The sequence below is a fragment of the Salinivibrio sharmensis genome (assembly GCF_001995985.1).
Classification (GTDB): Bacteria; Pseudomonadota; Gammaproteobacteria; order Enterobacterales; family Vibrionaceae; genus Salinivibrio; species Salinivibrio sharmensis.
Genome location: NZ_MUFC01000009.1, coordinates 37,416 through 59,582, shown reverse-complemented (window position 1 = coordinate 59,582; position 22,167 = coordinate 37,416). Strand labels below are relative to the sequence as shown.

Here is a 22,167-nt window from a genome sequence, read left to right as displayed (position 1 = left end):
CCATTCTTAGCACTACACTGGAACTATCTGGTTATCACCATTAGCCCTACGCGCAGGCCCTATGCCTTTATCGACATGCAACGAACACAACGAGGATCCACTCACACTTGCCAGGCGGCCGGCACAGCCTCGTGGACGTGCGATTATTTTCATCGCACTCGTCTGTTTTGGTGTGCTCGTCACGACGTTTTTGTTGTATCAGGCTGCCCAATCACAACAAGCGCAACGCACTGAAAAGCTTCTCAGTGTGGAAGTTCAAGCCTTGTCTAGCGCCGTCGAACGCGGCATAAACACCCAACTCACACGGCTTAGTTCATTAGCCAGTAACATTGAGTTAGATGTGCCCTCGACCTTCTCGACATGGCACGCTTTGGTGCAACAAACCCAACAAGACAGTGCCTATATTTCATCATTGTTTTGGGCGGACAGTCGAAGAGAAATAAGTTGGCAAACACACGCAGATACCAGCCATAATAAACCGCGTTTTTCATTTGACGTAGTGGGCGAGCCAGAGGGTCAGCTTGAAGCGGATCAGCCCGATCTCGCCCATTGGCGAATTGCTTACCCGATTTACAGTCATAGCCGCACAGAGCCAAGCTACTATCTTGGCGCAGTCATTAATCTTGACGCGCTTGTTGACGAAGTTGCGTCCGACTACCTCAATAAACATCAACACCTCACCATGACCCGCTGGGCAAACAAAACCGTGTTGCGCGGAGACACTATTTCGCCGTTTGCCGCGGTTGGTTCGGTACCTTTAACCTTAGCGAGCACGCAACCCGCTATGCAGCTAGCGCTTTGGCAAGAGCCAGGCGCCAGTCAATTTATTTCATTACCCATTCTGATTTATATCGCCGGCATGCTTGTGGCTCTTTTATTGGGCGTTGCCTTGTATTTGGCGGAGGTGAACTTGATGTCTCGCCGGGCGGCGCAGACCACGATTGACTATTTAAAAAATGAAATTGAGCAACGCAAAGACGTCGAGCAGCAGCTACATTTTATCGCGAATCACGACGCCTTGACGTATCTGCCCAACCGTCATGCCCTTACTCGCTATATTCAGCAGCGTGTGCATGAATCTAGCGCGCATTCCCACGATCTGGCGCTGATCTGTGTGGACATTGATAATTTGAAAGAGATCAATGAGCTGTATGGGCAAGCCGTGCATGACCAGCTTTTAATTGAATTGGCACAACGCCTACAACGCGTTAGGCAAACCGATGACTATATTGCAAAAATCAGCGACGACCAATTCGCGATTGTCGGCAGCGAGCTTTCACCGCTAAAAGCGGAGATCTACGCAAAACGGATCCGAAAAGCCATTGAGCAACCCTTCTTCCACGACGCAGAGGAGATTATTGTGGCCTGCGCTGTCGGCATTAGTTATCGCTACGATGCCTCCATGCCCGCTCAGGAACTGTTGCGTCACGCAGACACCGCGGCGCATCGCGCTCGTCAACTCTCTCATCACAGAGTCGTGGTGTTCCAAATGGCAATGCGAGACCACCTGCATCAGAAAAAGGATACCGAGTACGCCATCCGCAAAGCGATTCAGGGTAACGAGTTGAGCTTACATTTTCAGCCGCAAATCGATCTAAAAGATCACAGCATTGCGGGGATTGAAGCCTTAGTACGCTGGCAAGATACAGAGGGCGCGGTGATTTCTCCCGATACCATCGTCCGCACCGCAGAAGACACTGGACTTATGCGGCAGTTAGGCACTTGGGTGGTCAATGAGGCATTAGAAACCTATGCAACCTTGCTGGCGCAGCACTGTGCTCCCCCATTTGTCGCGATAAATATCTCTGGGCATGAATTTCAAGACAGCTTTCTTGCTGATACCATTCTACGCGCCATTGAACGCCATCAAGTTCCGCCAGAACGTGTGCAAATTGAACTGACAGAACAAGTTTTCATTGAGAACCTTAGCCAAAACCAACATACCTTACATACCCTCGCGGCAGCAGGTGTTTCCTTGGCGATTGACGATTTTGGCACCGGGTACTCATCTCTGGCCTATCTTAAGCATTTCCCGGTGGACACCGTCAAAATCGATAGCAGTTTTGTCGCCGATCTGCCTCACTGCAAAGACGATATCGTGATTTGCCAAGCCGTCATTAACATGGCGCAATTGCTGAAACTAAAAGTGGTCGCTGAAGGTGTGGAACGTGAAGATCAGCGTGACTTTTTGTTTGACCTGGGGTGCCGCTACGCGCAGGGGCACCTTTATTACCCCTCAATGAATATCCATCAGTTGAGTGCGCTGCTCACGCAGTCACAACCCATCACTCGCTTATTTAATTAATCAACACCACTGTCATGCACACAACAAAAGCGTGCACATAGCGCTTCCTTACGCTGCTTCGGCCATTGCTTTATTTGCCATTCGCGCTGCATCGCCGTTCGCTTTTCCATCGGTTGCGATTGCCACGCCAGTGATAGCGGTCCTTTCCCTCGTAGCGCGCGTGCGCCTTTACCTTGGCGATGTTGTATTAATCGCCGGCTGACATCCGTTGTGACGCCACAGTAAAGCTGCCCCTGGCGCGTTCGAATCAAATAAACAAACCAAGGCGTATCCATAGGCGTTATCGCTCCAAAACAGCCTCTAACATTTGACGGAGATCCGCCACTTCTTTCTCCAACGCACTCACTCGCATCACCAAAGATGTATCGGTGGTCGGTTCTGATTCCTCTTGCGACGCGGGGATCTCCGGCGTGTCGGCGCCGTCGGAGAACAAGTGTTGATAGCGAGACTCTCGCTTTCCGGCCTCACGCGGCAATTTTTTTACCCAGTTTGACGCCATCATGTCAGCCAATGTGCTCTCGACATCTTCGACCCGATTAAAAGCATAGAGGCGCTGTGTGCGGGTTCTCAACTCTCCGGGCGTCTGAGCGCCTCGCAATAGCATGACACATAGGATCGCTTTTTGTGGCTCACTGAGGGTGAGGTCGCCAAATTGTGTATTACAGAAACGATGTTGATACTTGGCAACACGACTACCGCTGCCCTCTTGCGGGCTCACCAGCCGCATTTCGACTAGTGCATTTACGATATCTAACACCTCTGACTCCGACATCTCGTAAACAGGATCTCGGTTACTCTTTTGATTCACAGCGGTGGTCAGCGCATTGAGTGTGAGCGGGTAATGATCCGGGGTGGTGACTTCTTTCTCAAGTAAACAACCGATGACACGTTGCTGATACGGTGAGAGTGTCCTTGACATAGCGATGATCTCATTTAGTCGATTTCATCGAGTTATATCAACTGAATGTCACGCAAGCAATCACTGCGCCGATAACCGCGCAATAATCCACCCGAGGTGACGATCACCAATACTGGTAGCAGGATCACATCTTACGCATCGGGTTGTACACCAGAGCGCCACCATCTGTGCACAGCTAATGATATACTTGACCAAAATGATGTATGTGGAGTGCACGACATGGGTCTGTTTAGTTCAAAGTCTACCCCGAATCATGGCTTATCGATCGTTGCCAGAAACTGTAAGGTCGTTGGCGATATTGATCTTGAGGGTGATATTCAAATTGATGGATTTGGGGAAGGCAATATCACCCAGGCTAACGCCGTTGTTATCTCAGCAACGGGCCACTTTCGTGGTACCATCAACGCTAAGCATATCACCATCAATGGCTTGGTAGAGGGGCAATGTGATGCAGATGCTATCGATATTCTCTCTCAAGGAAAAATGAAAGGCGTGCTGAATACCGAGCAACTGACTATTGAAAAAGGTGGGCTTCTTGCCGGTGAGAACCGTGCCACTCTATCAACAGATACCGTAGTACCCTTAGCAGAACAAGCAAGATCAGACGATAAAGCAAGCAAAGACAAAAAAGTTCATCCACCCTCCTCGAAACAGTCGTAAGGAAGCCTGTGAATGTCCGACTCTAATCAACCATCGGTCAGCTTTGATAGCTTTTCTCCTGAGCTACAATGCGTGATCCGTTATGAGCAAGCCCCAGAAGCCATGTACACGATGATCGCCTCTGTACATGACGCGTCCAGTGCCAGTGTCAAAGAGGCGTGGGAAAAGCTGCCTGCCAGTGCGCAAAACATTCTCGACAACTATGATCAATTTCATGCACTCGTCGCCATAAGCCAAAGCTATGCGGGTATCGATGCATTGAGCGAACTTGAAAAAGTTGATTTAAGTGAAATGTCTGATGAAGAGCGCGACAACTACAAAGCGCAAATTCTCGATGATGTGCTCAGCTCTTGTGTCAAAGATTTATCGAAGCAACTGAAACAAGCACGCTTAAAGCCTGGATTAAAACGCGAGTTTCAAGCTATTTTCCAAAAATAGGAAAGGCCAGTGCCATGCACTGACCTCTGTGATTCGCCCCCACTCGTTGGGGGCTTTTTTGTGACCAAACAGACGCGATTAAGCGGATTCACTGAATGGCGCGGTCTTTTCGCGGCGTGCACGCACAGAGGCCGCCAACTGATGGAGTACTCTCTCGGTATCTTCCCAACCAATACAACCGTCCGTAATGCTTTGACCATAGGTAAGCGACTGATCGTCGGTTAAATCTTGGCGACCTTCGACGAGATGACTCTCGATCATCACACCAAAGATGGCTTTGTTGCCTGCAGCAATTTGTCCCGCCACATCTTCGCTGACTTCTTTCTGCTTTTGGTATTGTTTGCTGCTATTGGCATGGCTCAAATCAATCATCAATTTTTGCCGTAAACCAGCATCAGCCAGCGCCCCACAGATCTGATCGACATCCCCCGCGTAATAGTTAGGCGTTTTGCCTCCACGCAAAATCAGATGGCAATCCTCATTACCTGCGGTCGCGACGATCGCAGAGTGTCCATATTTGGTCACCGATAAAAACTGGTGCGGTGAACTCGCTGAGCGAATCGCATCCGTGGCAATTTTGATATTCCCATCTGTGCCATTTTTAAACCCAACGGGACATGATAGCCCAGAGGCAAGTTCGCGATGCACCTGAGACTCTGTAGTCCGCGCCCCAATCGCGCCCCAGCTAATTAAATCGGCCATATACTGTGGCGTGATCATGTCAAGAAATTCTCCCGCCGCAGGTAAACCAGAATCCGCAATATCTAACAGTAAGTTACGTCCTAGTCGCAGACCATCATTAATTTTGAAACTGTTGTCTAAATACGGGTCATTAATCAGGCCTTTCCAACCAACCGTCGTGCGCGGCTTTTCAAAATAAACCCGCATCACCACCTCCAAATCAGCACTCAATGTCTCACGCAGCTGTTTAAGTTTTCTGGCGTAGTCACGCGCCGCATTGGGATCGTGAATAGAACAAGGCCCCACAACGACAACCAAACGATCGTCTTGGTCGTTTAAGATTTTATGAATCGCCTGACGTGCATTAAATACAGTGTGTTCCGCCGCGTCGGTCGCTGGAAACTTTTCCAGTACAGCAATAGGTGGAAGGAGTTCTTTTATTTGGTCAATTCTAACGTCATCCGTTGGGTGTACACTCATGGGCTAATCCTGTGTTTGCGTGTCGCGGGCTCACGTAGCTGACTGCCACGTTTTCGTTGTTGGACTCCTACGCTAACCCGCCATATTCTTTTGTGCAAATATTTTTTTACGCAACAGATAAAATCTAAATCAAACAAAATGTTGACACATCAAAACCCGTAGATTAAGGCTCGTAATGTGCGTTGTGGTTTAAATATGGGCGCAAGATCGGCTAAGTTATTGCACTGACTGCGTTGAAGCTATTACACTGATGTTAAATGCAAATGGAGTAAATGCTGTGATCTCACGCCTCAGTAAAGCGGCACTATTGGCCATGACCCTGTCCGTACCCGCTGCACATGCGACCAATTTTGATTACAACCATATTCAAGTCAACGTCCTTGCAAATCCTAGTGGGATTGGCGGGCTGGGACGTTTTGCATTTACGGAAGGCGCACACTTCGTGGCGAAAGGGGATACGCAGTTCGAAGGAGACTGGTATACCTCGGGCGGTGTGGGGTTTCATGCTCCAATTAATCAGTTTGTCGATGTGTATGGCGAGCTGGAGGGCGCTTGGTTTAGGCGGCCAGACGACGACAAGCACGATACCGGTGATTTTGCCACGGTAATTGGTGCCGGATTGCGCGGCTGGGTAGCCCCACCAATTGAGGCCAACTTGTACGTCGGTTCTATCATCTTTGATCAAGACGACACCACCAGCTTAGTAGAAATTGGCGGGCGCTTTCACTCCACCGAAACCTTGTCGTTAGGCGCAACGTGGCGTGCCAATGGTTTGGAACAAAATCGCTTGATCTTTTCTGTCAGATACCTGTATTAATAGCGAGCGGTAACCCTCTACTCCCTTGTGTTACCGCCCAGTGTGACCTCTCTCACTGGTTATATTGTCAATCTAAACTAATTTTAAAGTATGGACGTAATCGCTATTACAAGGCGGGCGTCTTAGTGCGTGGTGCAACTCCCACAGCGATGCTCGCTGTGATTGTGCGTGGGAACTGTCGGAGGGTATAACGATGGTGATGACTCAACGTATTGATGAATTTGAAAGAAAAATCCAAGAGGCCTATCAAGAAGGCAATATTGAAACCGCTCATCGCTTGGAAGAGCAAGTAACGATGCTACGACGACGTCAACTCAAACCTGCTGCTGACTTTCAAGCCGCAAGCCAAGTAGAAGACTTTCATGAAGTGTCAGACGGCGACTATTACGACAACTGATCCAGAACATCGACACTTATAAGCATCTTATAAGCATAAAAAAGCCTTCTCCATGGAGAAGGCTTTTCGCTTTTGCTGAATAAAACGAGTGTATAAAAGGGCTCAATCAGCAGATTATTGTGCAGCACGTTCACGGCGAACAATCCACGCCGCAGCAGTGATAAAAGCAACGACCAGTGCAGTTTCCACAGCAAATTTCCCAATTTAAAAGATGATAGACAGAGCGATACGCGTTTTCAGCAACCCAAACTGTTCAAAGGATGAGCGCTTTCCAACAGATGGGCGTAGTTTACGGATAAATCACTGCAAAATCAGCCATAGAATCGATCTCACGCAAAGAAAAGTGAGTTTTTTGGCCAACTTGACACTTGAACGCATAAAGTTTCATCACTTAACATCTTGTGGTGCGACAAAGCGCAGCTTTCACTGCTAGCGATACGTCATGTTTAAGCGATGACGCCTCTCGTTAGGGAGATTGCCACGATATTGAGGCAAAGACAGAGATAAATCATGGAGAGAGGTTTCATACTCGGCCTATGCCTTCAAAGTAGCGTTAAAGTGGCAGAGCAATCGTTATATTGCGTAGTCGAGAGGTTCCGCTACACCATTTGGTATAGCGGAAGTGTCAGTGTTTAATGGTCAGCGCCAACACGCTCAGCCATTAGAGCTCGATTAAGACTCAGGTTTGGACTTCTTTTTTACCAAAGGCGCGTCACCAACCGGCACGTTGGTATAAAAGCTTCTATCTCGTTTTTTTGGCGCCTTTTTCTTGCTCTTAACGGGAGCTTTTTTGGGTTTAGCTGATCTTGAAGGTTTTGCTTTTTCAGCTTTTTTCTCTTTAAAGCCTTTAAATTTCCCTTCAAAGCCTTCAACCGTCGTGAACGCGAGCTCTTGCTGCAAAAACCCTTCGATGTTTTTGAAGCTACGCCAGTCTTTGGGCCCGACCAATGAATATGCCAAACCTTTTTGTCCAGCACGACCGGTACGCCCTACTCGATGAATATATTCTTCCGCATGTTTTGGCATGTCGAAGTTAATTACCAAGGACACATTCATCAAATCTAAACCACGTGATGCCACGTCCGTGGTCACCAATACCTCGTGAAACCCACGCTCAAACTCGTTCATGATTCGGCTGCGTGTGGCTTGGTTTAATTCGCCACTGAGTGCAATCGCTTGGTAGCCAGCCTGAGAAAAACGTTCCGCTAAACGCTCTGTGTCAGCACGCGTCGCGGTAAAAATCATGACTTGCTTGTGCGCATTGGCTTTGAGCAGTTGCTCAAGCAGCGCATGTTTATGGTCGAGGTGGTCACTCAGCACAAAGTGTTGTTCAATATCGCCATGTAACGCTTCAATTTCTCCCACGGCAACACGTTTGGGAGACTTGAGCATCCCCGCTGCGATGTCTGTCACTTGCTGATGATCCAAGGTTGCAGAAAACATCAGTGTCTGCCTTAAACGGTGATCAGCATGTTGGTTAACCGTATCGAGCTGCGCTTTAAAGCCCAGATCAAGCATGCGATCCGCTTCGTCCAAGATCAGCATTTCCAGTCCCGACAAAGACAGATGGCGTTGTTCAAGATGATCCGCTAATCGACCCGGTGTCGCGACCACAAAGGTTGGCGACTGGCGAAACACCTTCGCTTGCTCGTTAAAATTCTCGCCACCGAGTACCAAAGCCGGTTTATGGCTGGTACCGCTAGTCAGCATACGCAGCTGACCATACACTTGTTTTGCTAGCTCACGAGTCGGCGCCAAGATCAAAACACGCGGATCACGACGACTGAGGGGTTTAGAACGCAACACACGCTGCATAGCTGGCAACAAAAACGCCAGGGTTTTCCCCGACCCTGTTTTTGAAGAGGCCAATAAGTCTTTGCCAGCCATTACAACGGGAATGGCTTGACGTTGAATGTCTGTTGGCTGTTCAAATCCACGGTGGGCAATAAGCGACAGTAAGCGTCTATCGAGTCCCAGATCGTCAAATTGCAAGGTATCACTCCAAAGGTAAATCAAAAGCAAAAGGCGTGCACACGCCAATTAAGGCGGCGAATGCTATCATACTTTAGCAAAAAACACCGCACCAAAAATACTGATTACGCCACGAACAGAGGGCCACGCTAACATGAATGACACGATACGCTACCAGTGGAAAAAGCTCAGCTTGGTGGAAGCGCATACACAAACACCTGATGGTCTACACCACTTACACCACGTCATACGCCACCCTGGGGCCGCCGTGATATTACCCCTGTCAGAAGATGGCAATATACTGCTGCTCAAGCAATTTCGCCCTGCTATCAATCAATGGATTATCGAAGCGCCAGCAGGCACGCTGGAAACGAAAGAGCCACCGCTAGACGCCGCTAAAAGAGAGTTAGAAGAAGAGGCCGGTTATGTGGCGACTTGCTGGCATCCGCTCGGCATCGCGCATCCTGTACCTGGGTTTTGCGATGAAGTGCAGTATTTTTATATTGCCCAATCGCTCACCCCCACCCAGACACAATTAGATGACGATGAGTTTATTGCGCCTTATTGGGTGACCCCTTCCCAGTTACAGGCACTCGTTGCAAATGGACAAATCACAGACACCAAAACCTGCGCCATTATTCTCCGTGCCTTATGTGGTGGATTAATCCCAACGATAGACGTCGAATCCCTGAAAAAATAAAGCACTAGGCCACAACTTTGTTAACAAGATGTTGACGACAAATTGAACACCGAGGTAGCGTGACAGGTACGACCAGATAACAAGGAGTGTCTATGTTCTCGTCTCCGTTAGCACGCGCTAATCAACATTTGTCGTTATTCGGCTTCTTAAAAGTGCCCATGATCGGCTGGTGTCGCCCCAAGATCCTCTCCATCGACGATAAGCATGTCACGATGCGAATCCCGCTGGGGCGGCGAACCAAAAACCACCTCAACAGTATGTATTTCGGCGCGTTGGCGGTTGGCGCTGATGTCGCAGGTGGCTTTCTTGCCATGGCCATGGCCGAGCAACGCGGGGTTAAAATTAGCTTAGCGTTTAAATCCGTCAATGCTGATTTTCACAAACGACCAGAGGATGACGTGGTGTTTACTTGTCTCGATGGAGACAAGATTAACCAGATGATCAGTGAATCAATCGAAACGGGTCATCGCGTTAATCAGCCTGTCACCATTGTGGCCACATGCCCGAGCTTACACGGGGATGAGCCTATGGCGACCTTTGAATTGACGCTATCGGTCAAAAAAATCGGCGAATAATCCCCCACCACCGCACTTGTCACTTTTATTTTTTGTCACGCCTTCAGCCAGTCTGTCTCGTCAATAGACTGGCTTGGTTATCAATACACTATAATCAACCAGTTACATAACACCTAATATCATTGTGACTTTGGTTCTGAATTCTCTGTTAAATTATTGACTTTACACAACGTCGATAACAGCGCGAGATTCCGGTGAAATTCACCGAGTTATCAACCGTTTTTGTGGATGAAATTCAAGTTATGCACAGGCGCTTTTGTCTTAAGGTTGAACAAAAAAGCACCGTCAAAACGGTGCTTAAAGTGGGATTATTCAGGGTGATAACGAATTTGGTAGAAGATACGATACAGTACAGGCACCACAATCAATGTCAGTACGGTGGCAAACCCGAGCCCAAACATAATCGTCACCGCCATTGGCCGGAAGAAAACATCCGGCAACAAAGGAAGCATCCCTAAAATAGTGGTAATGGCGGTCATGCACACGGGGCGTACCCGGCTCACTGCCGCATCGACGACGGCTTGATAGCGCTGCTTACCACTGGCCACTTCGATATTGATCTGATCGATCAACACAATGCCATTTTTGAGCAGCATACCGCTCAAGCTTAAAAAGCCCAACAGCGCCATAAAACCAAACGGGGTATCCAACAACAGCAACCCTGTAGTGACCCCAACCACCGCCAAGGGAACCGTGAGCCAAATGATCAATGACTCTTTAACCGAATTAAACAGCAATATCGTGACCAGGAACATAAACAAATAACCAAGCGGCATTATGCTAAATAAGCCCTCTTTCGCCTCTTTGGAAGATTCATGCTCCCCGCCCCATTCAATGCTGTAACCTTCAGGCAGAGGAATCGACTCAATATCCGCACGCACGCGGCTTAACAAGGTGGCCGCGGTGGTTTCCCGTAACGGATCGGGATCGGCTAACACGGTGAGCATTCTCTTTCGGTTTTTACGCATGATAATCGGATCTTCCCAACGCATGTCGTAATCGAGAATGACTTGCTGTAAAGGAATGTAGTCTTTCAATACCGGGCTCCATATTTTCATGCCTTCTAAGGTATTGATGTTCACACGCTCCTCATCGGGCAACCGTGCAACGATCGGCATAAGGTTGGTTCCATCCCGATAAACACCAATCCGTTTGCCGCTGAATGTCATTGCCAGTAACTCGTCGACATCTTTTTTGGTGATGCCGTAGCGTCGTGCCTGACTTTCATTAAACGTAGGTTCAAGGACTTTGGTGCGATTACGCCAATCATGACGGATATTCACCGCATCAGGATCCTGATGCAATCGCGCTTCTACTTGTTTAGCAATCGCGCGTAACTTGGTGGGATCTGAACCAAAAATACGCGCTTCAATTTTGGAGCCGGTAGCAGGGCCCAAGGAAATAGGCTTCAGTTTAAGCTGCGCGTCTGGGTATTGGCTACGAACATGCTCGCGCACCATGCCCATAGTCGGTTCAACATGCTCGTATTGGTCAACGCGAACGATTAGCTCGCCATAAGCGGCATATGTTTTCTCCGGTGAATAGGTCAACATAAAACGTTGCGAGCCTTGTCCGGCACTGGTCGAGACATAGTTGACGCCTTGTTGTTTGCTCAGCCAGCTCGACACGTCGTCCAATGTACTTTGTGTTGCTCGAATATCGGTGCCCTCTGGCAACCAAACGTCGACCATAAACATGGGCGTGGTGGAGTCTGGGAAAAACGACTGCTTGAGGTGACCGAAGCCATAAATACTGGCCCCCAGTGCCACTACCATTACCAACAAGGTGATATAGGCGTGATGCATGCAGGCGGTAAGAAAACGCTTATACACCACAAACAAAATCCCGTTGTAGGGATCACTGCCCTCATCCCCTTCGTCGAGCGGTGTTTCTTTGAAGAACACGCTGGCAAAGAAAGGCGTTAACGTGATAGCGGTAAACCAACTTAACAATAAGGAGATTAATAACACTGTAAATAAGGTGCCGCAGTATTCGCCCGTTGCATCCTCTGACAAGCCAATCGGGGCAAAAGCCGTTACCGCGATCACCGTTGCACCAAGCAACGGCCACTTGGTTTGCGTCACAATATCATGAGCCGCCTGTAGACGAGTTCGCCCTCGCTTTAAGCCCACGAGTATCCCTTCGACCACCACGATGGCATTATCCACCAACATCCCTAGGGCAATAACTAACGCCCCGAGAGAGACGCGTTGCAGGTTAATCTCGAAGTAGTACATGAATACAAACGTACCCAGTACCGTCAGCAATAACACCAAACCAATGAGTAGTCCTGAGCGCAGGCCCATAAAGAAGAGCAGCACGATAATCACAATCGCCACCGCTTGGCCTAAACTGGAGACAAATCCGCTGACTGAGCTATCGACCTCATTGGGTTGGTTATAAACATGATGAACATTGATTCCCACGGGCTGATCACTGTTCAACGCCGCGAGACGCTTATCCACACTGTCGCCGACTTCTACCACGTTCACACCATCAGCAAACGATATCCCTACTTGTAGCGCTTGTTTGCCGTTGTACGAAATGATCTGCCGCGGTACCTCTTGGTATCCACGTTTTACCTCGGCAACGTCGCGCAAATAAATCAGCCCTTGTGACCCTGCTTCAGTGAGGATCAAGTTGCCCAACTCATCCACGGAGGAAAACTCGCCGGTTGGGTGAATGCGAATGTATTCATCACCCACACGCAATGCTCCTGCGTTGCTCACGAGGTTTTGCGTCGCCAATAAATTAAACAAGGTATCCGGTGAGATCCCTAAGCTACTTAACCGCTGAATCGAGACCTCAATAAATACTTGCTCTTGCTGCGTACCACTGACTTGCACCTTGCCAACCCCATCGACAAGTTCGAGTTCACGACGCAAAAAGTCAACGTAGTCTTTAAGTTCACTATAGCCATACCCCTCGCCGGTCACCGCGAGCAAAATGCCATACACATCGCCAAAATCGTCTTTGACCTGTGGCGGGTTGACCCCTGGAGGGAGTTCACCACGTGCATCATGCACTTTTCGTCGTAGTTCATCCCAAATCTGGGGCAAGTCATCGGCACGATATTTAGGTTTCATTTTGACCGTGATCTGGGACAGGCCACGACTGGAAATCGAACGCACTTCATCCACATAGATCAGTTGCTGAACCGCTTTCTCCAACGGATAAGTGACTTCTTCTTCTACCTGTTGGGGGGTGGCACCTGGATAACTGGTCACCACCATCGCATCTTTGATGGTGAAAGCAGGGTCTTCCAACCGCCCTAACCCCAAAAATGCAAGAGTGCCGCCAATCAGAAAAATCAGCGTGATCATCCAGCTAATGACTTTATTTTGAATAAAATACCCGGCTACGCCCTGCTTCATGATCCTTGTTCCTCTTTCGCCGCCAACTTCACTTTTTGCCCCTCAGACAAATGATTGGCACCACCAACCACGATACGCTCGCCTTTCGATAGGCCACTGATCACTTCTAGCCGCTGACCATGAATGCGCCCCATACTCACCCGCCGTTTTTTCACGGTTTGCTTACTATCGTCATAAATCCATACATAACTGTGCGCCCTATCAAGGGGATCGCCATCTTGGTTAAACACCGCTTCAATCGGCACGGAGAGGCCGGTCCGTGTCATTTGTAGTCCCTCTCTCGCGATGCTGACCTGTACGGGCATGCCATCTAAAATAAACTGCTCCTGCGGCATTGGCATGGTTAGCGTCACCACAAACGCACCACTGTTCGGATCTGGCTCTGCCGTGTATTCATCGATCGTGGCTAGGTAGGACTGTCCTTGTTGAGTCAAGACTTTCGGTTTGAGCCGTGCTTGTACTTCTTCTGCACTCGCGCCCGTATTTTGGGTGAATAACACATCCGGTACTTGCACACGAATATCAGCACGCGAGGCGTCATGGATATTCATGATCCCTTGGCCTGGCGCAATAGTTTCAAACGGCTCAGCGTTCAACTTCGATATCACGCCATCTGCGGGCGCTTTGAGCTCGACATACGACAAGCGCAGTTTTGCCAAGGCAAGTTCCGCCTGCGCAATTTCACGCTGCGCTTTTAGTTCATCAAACTGTGACTGAGCCAGCATGCCTTTTTCTACCAAAGGTGCTGAGCGGCGGTATTGTGCGTCGGCTACATCAAAGCGCGCACTCGCGTTTTCCACCGCTAAGCGATAATCGGTAGGTTCTAGGCGGGCTAACACTTGTCCTTGGCTCACACGATCGCCCGCTTTTACGTTGATCGCTTGTATTTCCCCCGGCACGCGAAAAGCCAGTGTCGCTTTGTCAGCCGCCGCTGCCACCGCGGGGAAAGAGATCCGTTCATTTAATTGTTGTTGGCTCACGGTAAACGTGGACACTACCGGTAAAGGAGCAGGTTGAGACTCACTCTGCGGTTGGCACCCAAACAGCGCCCCCACCGCAAGGACACCAATCAGTCCATGTATTGCTCTCATAGTCCTCTCTCCTTTACCCACGCTTTCACACGGTCGCCTTCTTTAAGCGCTTTCACACCGGTAGCAACAATTACATCACCATTTTCCAGACCTGAGACTATTTGCCCCTCTCGCAAGGTTACCGGCGTTAACTTAACGTTACCTTCATCATTAACGCGCCATACAGCTGTCCCCTCATTTGTATCGAGCACGGCAGATTGGGGCACTTGTGTTTGTGACTTGGTAGGGATCATGACATGCACCTTAGCCGCCATACCTGGCAAAACATTGATAGCATCAGGCCGATTTAAGCTGACAGTGACGTGGTAAGAGGCCGTTTTAGGATCCGCCTCGGTATCTATTTCCTTAAACTGCGCAGAAAACTGGCGTGATGGATGAGTATCGAATGATACACTGGGGACCAAGCTGTCTACATGCTGGTCAAAATAATGGAAATAGCGCTCTGGCAATTGGAAGCTGACATTAATGATGTCTTTGGATTGAATATGTAATACGGGCGCTTGAGCTTGCGCGAACTCATTCTGCTCTTTCACTCTCAGCGACACCGTGCCAGCGTAAGGCGCTTTGAGCTGGGTATAGTTCACATTAGTCTGTGCTTGCTCCAGCCCTGCCGCAGCTTCACTGAGAGCAGATCGGGCTTCATCAAACCTTTGTTCGGAAATCACTTTATCGTTATGCAGGCGTTCGGCACGATTAAACTGTACCTGAGCAAGCTGATATTGGGCACGCGCCTTATCTAATCGCAGCTGATACTGCTGGCTGTCTAACGCCGCCAGCACTTGCCCTTTCGCGACATCCATACCTGCTTTGATCGGCATTGACTCAATCACTCCTGACACCCGGAATGAGAGCAAGGCTTTATCATCCGCTTCAACTTGAGCTGGAAATTGGCGGGCGAGCCCATCTTGATTGGTGACTACGGTCAGTAACTTGGCGGGCCGAGGCGGTGTTTCAGACGGCGCTGACACCTGGGGTTCACCACAGCCAGCTAGGACGAGAGCGAGGCAACCGCTCAATACAAAACGCTTTATCATCAGCTTTTCCTTACAATAAAACCCAGGATCCGACAGCGTTTGCCGGCCCCTAGGTCTTTGATGGGTCGTTGTTTTTATCTTATTCCGCGCTAACTGCTATGCTAACCAGTGCCGCATAATGTATCAAGATGTTTCAGATAGATGCTCTGCCTGTTGAATCACGCGTGTAGTCTGATCCTCTATAGGCTGGAGGTAGGGGTGTAGCGCCTCCAACTCATCATGTGGTGATTTCTCCAACTCAAGACATGTTTGTGATAGCTCTTTGGCGCCAATCATTGCCGCAGCCCCCTTCATTTTGTGGGCAAGCTTTTTGATTTTACCAATATCTTGCTCTTCAAATGCAGTCTTCAAAGCCTCTAAATCATTCGTTTGGTTTTTTACGTACTTATCAAGCAGCATTTTTACCAAGTCCATGCTATCACCGATCTGGTCTTTGACATGCTGGATATCAATTGGGGGTGAGGTATCGCTCATTGTGCTCCCTCCGGATGACGGCTCTGGTTCTGGTTCTGGTTCTGGTTCTGGTTCTGGTTCTGGTTCTGGTTCTGGTTCTGGTTCTGGTTCTGGTTCTGGTTCTGGTTCTGGTAAGGAGTTTGTATCTATGGATGCATCTGTAAAGTGCTCACTGGCCAAATCATCCAAGGTTGTTTCCTCTTCGTCAGTATTCTTATCACCATAACTGACCCCATCTGGATGGGCATATAGGAGTAACAATTCAATGAGTTGATCTTTACTGAATGGCTTAGCGAGATGCCCATTCATTCCCGCCTCCACACAACGCTCTGCATCGCCTGAGAGCGCGTTAGCTGTCACAGCCAAAATGGGCGTGGTTTTGTCGAATTTTCGGATCTCTCGTGTCGCTTCAAAACCATCCATTTCTGGCATCTGACAATCCATTAAAATGATATCGAATGGCGAAGACTTGTGGAGTTCTAACGCTTCTTTACCATTGACGGCAAGCGCGCGCTGACAGCCCAGTTTGGACAAAATAATGTCAATCAATTCTTGGTTAACCAAGTGATCTTCGGCCACTAGAACGTTGAGATTGAATTGAATATGATCATACTGTCCAGCAACAGGCCCGGGCTCTGTCAATGCGTTCTCATCTTCGGTCAATACACGATATAATTCAGCGTGATAAATTGGACAGGTCAGCGTCGCCATGCCAGTGTCATGGTGGCCATCATGGCTAATAGCAACCGATTTATGCGCTTGTCCGATTAAATGCTGACAGCTTTGCATCTTGTCCTGATCGATCATCAACACTGCTTGGTTCGGGTTATCAAAAGCAATCTCACTGCCATCCGAATAGTTGATTAAATCAAACTTTAGACGCTCTAAATAGTTCGATAGTATTTCAATCAAAATGGCGTCTTCAGAAACGAGGTAAACCTTGCTATCTGTCATATTCTCGTCAAGTGCGTGGCTTGACATCAATGTCGAGTCAGTCTTAGCCACCGTCACGGGCACTTCCGCAGTGAAAGTCGTTCCCTGTTTTTCCCGACTGCGGATAGAGATATCGCCATCCATTAGACGTAAAAGTTTACGACAGACAGGTAAGCCCAGCCCTGTGCCTTGATAAGAGCGTGAATACGAATTATCGACTTGCGTAAAGTTTTCAAAAATGGCTTCGTGGCGGGCTTCTGGGATTCCGATCCCCGTGTCTTCTACTTCCATGACCAATGTTACCGAGCTATCGCTCGCTTGCCGTTGGAATAGACGCACGGCAATGTGTCCCTGCTTAGTAAACTTAACGGCGTTACCGACCAAATTTATGATCACTTGTTTATAACGCATGGCATCTAATTCAATGTCACAGGGCATATCAGGATCGATATAACAATGTAAGCGCAACTGCTTTTCTGCTGCTTTTGCAGTAAAAATACTTAAAGATTCGTGGACAAGCTCCGCCAGATCCAATGACTGTTTGGTGAGCGTCATCTTGCCGGCTTCAATCTTGGTTAAGTCAAGTACATCGTTAATGATATTCAACAGTGCAGTCGAAGAATGCTGTAAAGTATCAACAAAATAGCGTTGCTGCTGAGTGAGCGAGGTCTCCATCAAAAGATTAGACATGCCAACAATGCCATTCATTGGTGTGCGAATTTCATGACTCATCATTGCCAAGAAGTTGGTCTTTGATTCATTCGCCCGCTCGGCTTGTTCTTTAGCCCGTGCCATTTCTCGAGAAATCATGTCATTAAGTGCCTTCTGCTGCACAAAGTGCACCATGGAGCTCAAACTCGATAGTATCGGCTCAATCCACCCCTGAAGCTCTTCATTATAAGTGGTCGACTCGTCAAACAAGCACACTACCCCTACCATCTGGCTAGACATATATAGGGGCGTACCATAGACATTAATAATCATTTTCTGATTATTCCCCGCTACACTCGCCATTTGCAGACTACGTTTGCTTTGTTTGGTCTCGATAATTTCCTCAATGAGTCCTCGCACAAACTCTTCACCAATAAACTCATTTTTCACCAATCGAGTTTGTGCCAGCACTTTATAAGGCAGATTGTTGTTTATTACTTCTTCATCGTTATGCCCTACCTCAACAATAATGCCATGATTACTTTCACCTATCCTTAGCAGTATCTGCAAGACATCCTGAAAGCTCTTACCAAAGTCTTCCCTGATTAGAAATTTGTCTTGCAAGCTTTTCATGGCTGAGAAAAGCTCGGCCCCTTTAGATACCTTCTGTTTATCAAGGTGCTGCTCAGTGATATCGCGAATAATCGCCACATTAAGTGCTCTAGGGTCTTCATCTTTGATGGGGGTTGATTTGACCTGCACGATGCGGACACCTTGATCCGTATCTATCTCGTATGACCGCTGCAAATGCCCACCGAGACCATAAAGCGCTTGTGAAAAATAACCGCGTGAATTAGGGCTGACGCGAGAAATAATCGTAGATAGGCTGATCGCTTCATCGGGGACAGATTCTAACTCGAATAACGTTTTAGCCGAATCATTAATGGTAATAATACTGTGCTTGTCACCCAGCACTAATAACGCATCAGTGTAACTATGAATCACCGTATTTAAATACGCTCGACTTTGTTCCGCGCGATTGATTTGCTTGGCGTATTTCCAAATAAAAAAACCAACCAACAAGTTCAACAGAATGATTTGCGTAGCAGTGCGAATTATTTCCGTGTTGAGCTCTTTATCGATATATCGACTGTCTTGATAAATAATCAGCCTGCCAACATTCACAGGTTGTTCTCCCTGATCATAGACCAAGGGAACGTTGATTTCTTTTAGCTCATCACTTGACCGCATGCCTTTAGAGTCGGTCACATAACGAAATTGCTCATTGGTATCCGTCAGCTCAAGGCGATGGACATAGCGAGAGCCCATTTCACTGTCTAAGTCATTTTGAACATTATTAAAATCATAATTCCACATCAAAGTAGGAAGACGTTGCTTTAGGCGTTGAGTAATAGAGTTAATGTCTTGATTCATATCAGACTCAAGCCGACCTTTAGCAACATGATAATTGTAATAACCAAACACACCCAAGAGTAAGGTAGCTAGTACAATTAAAATGACAGCGAGCCGCATACCTACTTTATTCATCATGATCACACCTGCATTGTCGCCGCCAGGGTTTGGGTTTGGTATCGGGCTTTATCAAACGCTTTTAAAACCGCGCGCTCTCTTAGCGACATTTTTTCACACAGTGACCCAACCCAATCCCAATTCGCATGCTCAATATGTTTACATAGTTCCAAGAGATCACCATAAGGTCCTGACTGAGACATCAATGCGTTTTTGGCCTCTTGGTCGAGTGAAAGCTGCTTCACAACATCCTCCATGGGGATACCAAGCATCGCGTCAAGGAGTGAAAAAGCACCCACCAAGAAAGCTTCATCAGGGTCTAAATCGTTCATTAATGGGCCTGCTTGCTGCATAAAAATGGCACGAAGAATGGCCGCATTCTGCAAGTGTGAGCATTCTTGATGATTCATGTTAGACATAATCAACAGAGAAATCAGTCGCCGCAATGACTCTAACCCCAAGTACACCACCGCTTGTTTGGGATTAGTGATCGCCTTCTTTTTTGACTTCGCTAAGATATTGGCGCTTGTGACAACTTTGTAGAGCAACGAGACATCGCGAGAGATAACCTCTGTGATTTCATCGATATCATGAGGGCTGCGATTAATCACGATACACGCATCCAGTAAACTGATTACTGAGGGTGCCACATCGCTATGACTTTTAATTTGAGGTTGTTCGAAAAAATATCCTTGGAATAGGCTGAACCCGAGATGCTTGGCCAACAAAAATTCCTCATTACTCTCCACTTTCGTGGCTAAAAAGCGCATACCCGGATTACTGGAAATCGACCCCGTCCAATCGGACAAGTTCTCTGAGTCCATGCTCACACGAACAACATCGAAAAGCTGTAAGTGCCTTTGCCAGCGGCTGCTGAAGACATCGCTATCCCCCAAGATAGTAAAGCCCGCTTTGCGATAAGACTCAATTTGCTTTACCAGCATCGGTGTTGCTTCGCATTTTGCGGTGACACAAATTACTAATGATTTGACTGGAATCGAAAAGGGGATCTCATCAAGCAGTGCTGCCTCCGAAAAACTCACCACGTACCGCAAGCTGTCATCGAGTTCTTTCCCTGATAGAAAATTGGCGCTGAGAATGCGCGATGTCGCCGTATCTTCATCAATTGAAGGAAACTTGTTTTCTTGACCTTCCCGAAACAGAAGCTCATTGCCCCATTGATTCTGCGCTTCGTCAAAGATGGGTTGGCACGAAAAAAAAATTTCACTCACAACTCACTCTCCCTAAAACAATCCCTTACTACAAACGTAGACCAAAGGTATGAGTTATGGCGCCTTTTTTTTTGATGTAACTGAGTGTGTTAAGCGCGATCACAACAGCATAGCTCGTCTTTTGCTTGGGCAAAATCACGATTTTTGCTAGGCTCTGCGTTAAGCATATCACGAGGTACATTTATGGATGTTTTGAATCAACTTGCCGATGACGCGCCCGAGCATGAGCCAGAGACTTTGCCATCACTCGACGAACAAAAAGCGATTGTGGCAAAGCTCAAAGCCCTTGAAGAGAAAGGTGAGCTCACCGATGAAATCTTGGCGCAGTATTTTGCCGTTAAGCAAAAAGACGCAAGCGACGAAGAAGAGTAAGAACAACACGAAAAAGTGACCGCGTCACTTTTGAAGTTTATCTTGCTCTATTTAGAGTTATGCCAATGAAAAGCATTGGCGGCGCAAGATTGATACTTGCGTGACAGGGATAGATAGCAAGTGAGCGAAAAAGATACGCCCCGAGATCACTCTCGGGGCGTTTTTGGTTTACTCAGGGGCAATGCCGTCGGTTTTCGCCGCACAAATAAAATCATTTTTGTGCAGGCCTTTAATCTTATGCGACCACCAAGTCACGGTCACTTTACCCCACTCCAGCAAGATAGCAGGATGGTGGTCTTCTTGCTCAGCCAGCTCAGCCACTTGGTTGGCAAACGCCCACGCCAACTTGAAGTTGCGGAAGGTGAACTCACGTTCGAGCTGATCAATCCCATCTCGTGTTACTTTGCGCCACTGCGGAATGTCTTTAAGCAGCACCGGCATTTCCTCAGCGCTGACCAAAGGGGCATCAATATTACAGGCTTCACATTTCAACTCAGTTAGTTCAGACATGTTGCGTTTCCTTTTGCTGTTCTGTCTTTTTCGGTTTGGGCGGGAACAAAGGCGCATGAAGGCCCAGTTCCATGGCTTGATGCACATCAGCAATCAAATCACGTTGGCTGATGGCAAATAAATCGTCAATCGACTCAATGGTAAAGTAAATGGGTTGCATAATGTCAATCCGATATGGCGTGCGCATGACATCTATCACTTCTAAAGGCTTACGCACCGCTTTGTCGCTATTAAAGGCGTACTCGGTCTCCGCCGGTGAAGACAAGATCCCGCCGCCATAAATACTGCGATTGCCTTGCGAGTCACTGAGTAAACCAAATTCGACCGTAAACCAATATAAGCGTGCAAGATAGACGCGCTCTTTGGGCGTGGCTTGCTTACCGAGCTGGCCGTACATATGAGTAAACTCAGCGAATGCTGGGTGAGTCAGCATCGCACAGTGACCAAAAATCTCGTGAAAGTAATCCGGCTCTTGCAAATAATCGAAATCGTCTTTGGTGCGCAAAAAGGTCGCCGCAGGGAATTTCTTGTCCGCCAGCAAGGCGAAAAAATGGTCAAAATCGATCAATGCAGGCACAGGAGCCACTTGCCAACCTGTTTCTCGCATTAACACGGCATTCACATCTGGGATCTGTGGCACCGTGTCATGCGGCAAGTCGAGCATTCGTAACCCGTCGAGATATTCCTGACACGCTTTGTCTTTGATACACGCAAGCTGCCGTGTGACTAACTGGCGCCATACATCGTTTTCTTGTGCCGACCAGGCTACACGACCCCGCTCATCAACTGGTTTGGATTCGTATTTACTCTGTTTCACGTTCACCGCCTTGTGTCGTTGTCTGGCGTAAAAATCGCGCGTAAACAGCGGCCCTTAGCCTTACGCAATGTCTCCGTTACTCACAGATTACGTCGACTTTGCTGAGAAAATCATCTCCTCACCATGGTTTTGATTTTACCATTGCGTAACATTTGTTTTACATTACGCATCCGAAAGGCTATCGCTACGGGGAATGCCTCACCCTCGAGGGATCCGCGTGCTTGCAT

Annotated in this window: 19 protein-coding genes; 8 read left to right on the top strand and 11 right to left on the bottom strand. The window is 48.1% G+C overall.

Features of this window, described 5'->3' with window-relative positions:
• Nucleotides 1-61 precede the first annotated feature (61 nt).
• Entirely contained in the window at nt 62-2,305 is a 2,244-nt protein-coding gene (locus BZG74_RS10020; protein ID WP_077772463.1) for a putative bifunctional diguanylate cyclase/phosphodiesterase, read from the top strand.
• Here BZG74_RS10020 and BZG74_RS10015 read toward each other — a convergent pair.
• Nucleotides 2,302-2,580 carry a GIY-YIG nuclease family protein gene (locus BZG74_RS10015; protein WP_077772462.1) on the bottom strand — a complete coding sequence of 93 codons (279 nt, stop codon included), beginning with the start codon at nt 2,578-2,580 and terminating at the stop codon, nt 2,302-2,304. The two genes, BZG74_RS10020 and BZG74_RS10015, sit on opposite strands and share 4 nt — an antisense overlap.
• Before the next feature lie 5 nt (nt 2,581-2,585).
• Entirely contained in the window at nt 2,586-3,224 is a 639-nt protein-coding gene (locus tag BZG74_RS10010) for a YceH family protein (RefSeq protein WP_077772461.1), read from the bottom strand.
• A 219-nt stretch (nt 3,225-3,443) separates the two neighbouring features.
• On the opposite strand from BZG74_RS10010, the gene BZG74_RS10005 reads away from it, so the two are divergent.
• Together BZG74_RS10005 and BZG74_RS10000 are read left to right on the top strand one after the other, a co-directional pair.
• On the top strand, nt 3,444-3,884 hold the full coding sequence (locus BZG74_RS10005) for a bactofilin family protein (protein ID WP_077772460.1): 441 nt from the start codon (nt 3,444-3,446) through the stop codon (nt 3,882-3,884).
• Between the two features lie 12 nt (nt 3,885-3,896).
• Complete coding sequence (locus tag BZG74_RS10000) at nt 3,897-4,322, top strand: DUF3069 domain-containing protein (RefSeq protein ID WP_077772459.1); 426 nt, start codon at nt 3,897-3,899, stop codon at nt 4,320-4,322.
• Between the two features lie 78 nt (nt 4,323-4,400).
• Here BZG74_RS10000 and aroG read toward each other — a convergent pair whose 3' ends face one another.
• On the bottom strand, nt 4,401-5,483 hold the full coding sequence (gene aroG / locus BZG74_RS09995; RefSeq protein ID WP_077772458.1) for a 3-deoxy-7-phosphoheptulonate synthase AroG: 1,083 nt from the start codon (nt 5,481-5,483) through the stop codon (nt 4,401-4,403).
• A 277-nt stretch (nt 5,484-5,760) separates the two neighbouring features.
• Here aroG and BZG74_RS09990 point away from each other — a divergent pair, with 277 nt between their 5' ends.
• Together BZG74_RS09990 and BZG74_RS09985 are read left to right on the top strand one after the other, a co-directional pair.
• A complete protein-coding gene (locus BZG74_RS09990; protein WP_235605741.1) occupies nt 5,761-6,300 on the top strand; it encodes a hypothetical protein in 540 nt (179 codons plus the stop codon).
• A 199-nt stretch (nt 6,301-6,499) separates the two neighbouring features.
• Nucleotides 6,500-6,697: a hypothetical protein gene (locus tag BZG74_RS09985; protein WP_131825352.1), complete on the top strand. Its 198-nt coding sequence runs from the start codon at nt 6,500-6,502 to the stop codon at nt 6,695-6,697.
• A 672-nt stretch (nt 6,698-7,369) separates the two neighbouring features.
• Here BZG74_RS09985 and BZG74_RS09980 read toward each other — a convergent pair.
• Nucleotides 7,370-8,689, bottom strand: coding sequence for a DEAD/DEAH box helicase (locus BZG74_RS09980; protein ID WP_077772524.1), 1,320 nt, complete (start codon nt 8,687-8,689; stop codon nt 7,370-7,372).
• A 133-nt stretch (nt 8,690-8,822) separates the two neighbouring features.
• Between BZG74_RS09980 and BZG74_RS09975 the strand changes: the two genes are divergently transcribed.
• Together BZG74_RS09975 and BZG74_RS09970 are read left to right on the top strand one after the other, a co-directional pair.
• Complete coding sequence (locus tag BZG74_RS09975) at nt 8,823-9,368, top strand: NUDIX hydrolase (protein WP_077772456.1); 546 nt, start codon at nt 8,823-8,825, stop codon at nt 9,366-9,368.
• A gap of 92 nt (nt 9,369-9,460) precedes the next feature.
• Nucleotides 9,461-9,943, top strand: a complete 483-nt coding sequence (locus BZG74_RS09970; protein ID WP_046075817.1) for a PaaI family thioesterase — start codon at nt 9,461-9,463, stop codon at nt 9,941-9,943.
• Between the two features lie 308 nt (nt 9,944-10,251).
• On the opposite strand, the gene BZG74_RS09965 is transcribed toward BZG74_RS09970, so the two are convergent.
• The 5 genes from BZG74_RS09965 to BZG74_RS09945 form a co-directional block, all read right to left on the bottom strand.
• Nucleotides 10,252-13,317: an efflux RND transporter permease subunit gene (locus tag BZG74_RS09965; RefSeq protein ID WP_077772455.1), complete on the bottom strand. Its 3,066-nt coding sequence runs from the start codon at nt 13,315-13,317 to the stop codon at nt 10,252-10,254.
• Nucleotides 13,314-14,408 (bottom strand): efflux RND transporter periplasmic adaptor subunit, encoded by a 1,095-nt coding sequence (locus tag BZG74_RS09960; RefSeq protein ID WP_077772454.1) that lies wholly within the window; start codon nt 14,406-14,408, stop codon nt 13,314-13,316. Before BZG74_RS09960 ends, BZG74_RS09965 begins: the two co-directional genes overlap by 4 nt.
• Complete coding sequence (locus BZG74_RS09955; RefSeq protein WP_077772453.1) at nt 14,405-15,442, bottom strand: efflux RND transporter periplasmic adaptor subunit; 1,038 nt, start codon at nt 15,440-15,442, stop codon at nt 14,405-14,407. The genes BZG74_RS09960 and BZG74_RS09955 overlap by 4 nt, the downstream gene beginning before the upstream one ends.
• A gap of 123 nt (nt 15,443-15,565) precedes the next feature.
• Nucleotides 15,566-19,030 (bottom strand): ATP-binding protein, encoded by a 3,465-nt coding sequence (locus tag BZG74_RS09950; RefSeq protein ID WP_235605740.1) that lies wholly within the window; start codon nt 19,028-19,030, stop codon nt 15,566-15,568.
• Between the two features lie 2 nt (nt 19,031-19,032).
• Nucleotides 19,033-20,241, bottom strand: coding sequence for an EAL and HDOD domain-containing protein (locus tag BZG74_RS09945; RefSeq protein WP_077772452.1), 1,209 nt, complete (start codon nt 20,239-20,241; stop codon nt 19,033-19,035).
• A 183-nt stretch (nt 20,242-20,424) separates the two neighbouring features.
• Here BZG74_RS09945 and BZG74_RS09940 point away from each other — a divergent pair, with 183 nt between their 5' ends.
• On the top strand, nt 20,425-20,613 hold the full coding sequence (locus BZG74_RS09940; RefSeq protein WP_077606591.1) for a restriction endonuclease subunit S domain-containing protein: 189 nt from the start codon (nt 20,425-20,427) through the stop codon (nt 20,611-20,613).
• Nucleotides 20,614-20,781: 168 nt separating this feature from the next.
• Here the strand turns inward: BZG74_RS09940 and BZG74_RS09935 are convergent, their stop codons facing one another.
• Nucleotides 20,782-21,123, bottom strand: coding sequence for a 4a-hydroxytetrahydrobiopterin dehydratase (locus tag BZG74_RS09935; RefSeq protein ID WP_077772451.1), 342 nt, complete (start codon nt 21,121-21,123; stop codon nt 20,782-20,784).
• Nucleotides 21,116-21,988 carry a phenylalanine 4-monooxygenase gene (gene phhA, locus BZG74_RS09930; protein WP_077772450.1) on the bottom strand — a complete coding sequence of 291 codons (873 nt, stop codon included), beginning with the start codon at nt 21,986-21,988 and terminating at the stop codon, nt 21,116-21,118. Before phhA ends, BZG74_RS09935 begins: the two co-directional genes overlap by 8 nt.
• Nucleotides 21,989-22,167: the final 179 nt, after the last annotated feature.

Coding starts and splice junctions, on each gene's coding strand:
- BZG74_RS09970 (WP_046075817.1), top strand. CDS start 9,461: ATGTTCTCGTCTCCGTTAGCACGCGCTAATCAACATTTGTCGTTATTC.
- BZG74_RS10000 (WP_077772459.1), top strand. CDS start 3,897: ATGTCCGACTCTAATCAACCATCGGTCAGCTTTGATAGCTTTTCTCCT.
- BZG74_RS09985 (WP_131825352.1), top strand. CDS start 6,500: ATGACTCAACGTATTGATGAATTTGAAAGAAAAATCCAAGAGGCCTAT.
- BZG74_RS09950 (WP_235605740.1), bottom strand. CDS start 19,030: ATGATGAATAAAGTAGGTATGCGGCTCGCTGTCATTTTAATTGTACTA.
- aroG (WP_077772458.1), bottom strand. CDS start 5,483: ATGAGTGTACACCCAACGGATGACGTTAGAATTGACCAAATAAAAGAA.
- BZG74_RS09940 (WP_077606591.1), top strand. CDS start 20,425: ATGGATGTTTTGAATCAACTTGCCGATGACGCGCCCGAGCATGAGCCA.
- BZG74_RS09975 (WP_077772456.1), top strand. CDS start 8,823: ATGAATGACACGATACGCTACCAGTGGAAAAAGCTCAGCTTGGTGGAA.
- BZG74_RS10020 (WP_077772463.1), top strand. CDS start 62: ATGCCTTTATCGACATGCAACGAACACAACGAGGATCCACTCACACTT.
- BZG74_RS09935 (WP_077772451.1), bottom strand. CDS start 21,123: ATGTCTGAACTAACTGAGTTGAAATGTGAAGCCTGTAATATTGATGCC.
- BZG74_RS09960 (WP_077772454.1), bottom strand. CDS start 14,408: ATGAGAGCAATACATGGACTGATTGGTGTCCTTGCGGTGGGGGCGCTG.
- BZG74_RS09965 (WP_077772455.1), bottom strand. CDS start 13,317: ATGAAGCAGGGCGTAGCCGGGTATTTTATTCAAAATAAAGTCATTAGC.
- BZG74_RS10005 (WP_077772460.1), top strand. CDS start 3,444: ATGGGTCTGTTTAGTTCAAAGTCTACCCCGAATCATGGCTTATCGATC.
- BZG74_RS09955 (WP_077772453.1), bottom strand. CDS start 15,442: ATGATAAAGCGTTTTGTATTGAGCGGTTGCCTCGCTCTCGTCCTAGCT.
- BZG74_RS10015 (WP_077772462.1), bottom strand. CDS start 2,580: ATGGATACGCCTTGGTTTGTTTATTTGATTCGAACGCGCCAGGGGCAG.
- BZG74_RS10010 (WP_077772461.1), bottom strand. CDS start 3,224: ATGTCAAGGACACTCTCACCGTATCAGCAACGTGTCATCGGTTGTTTA.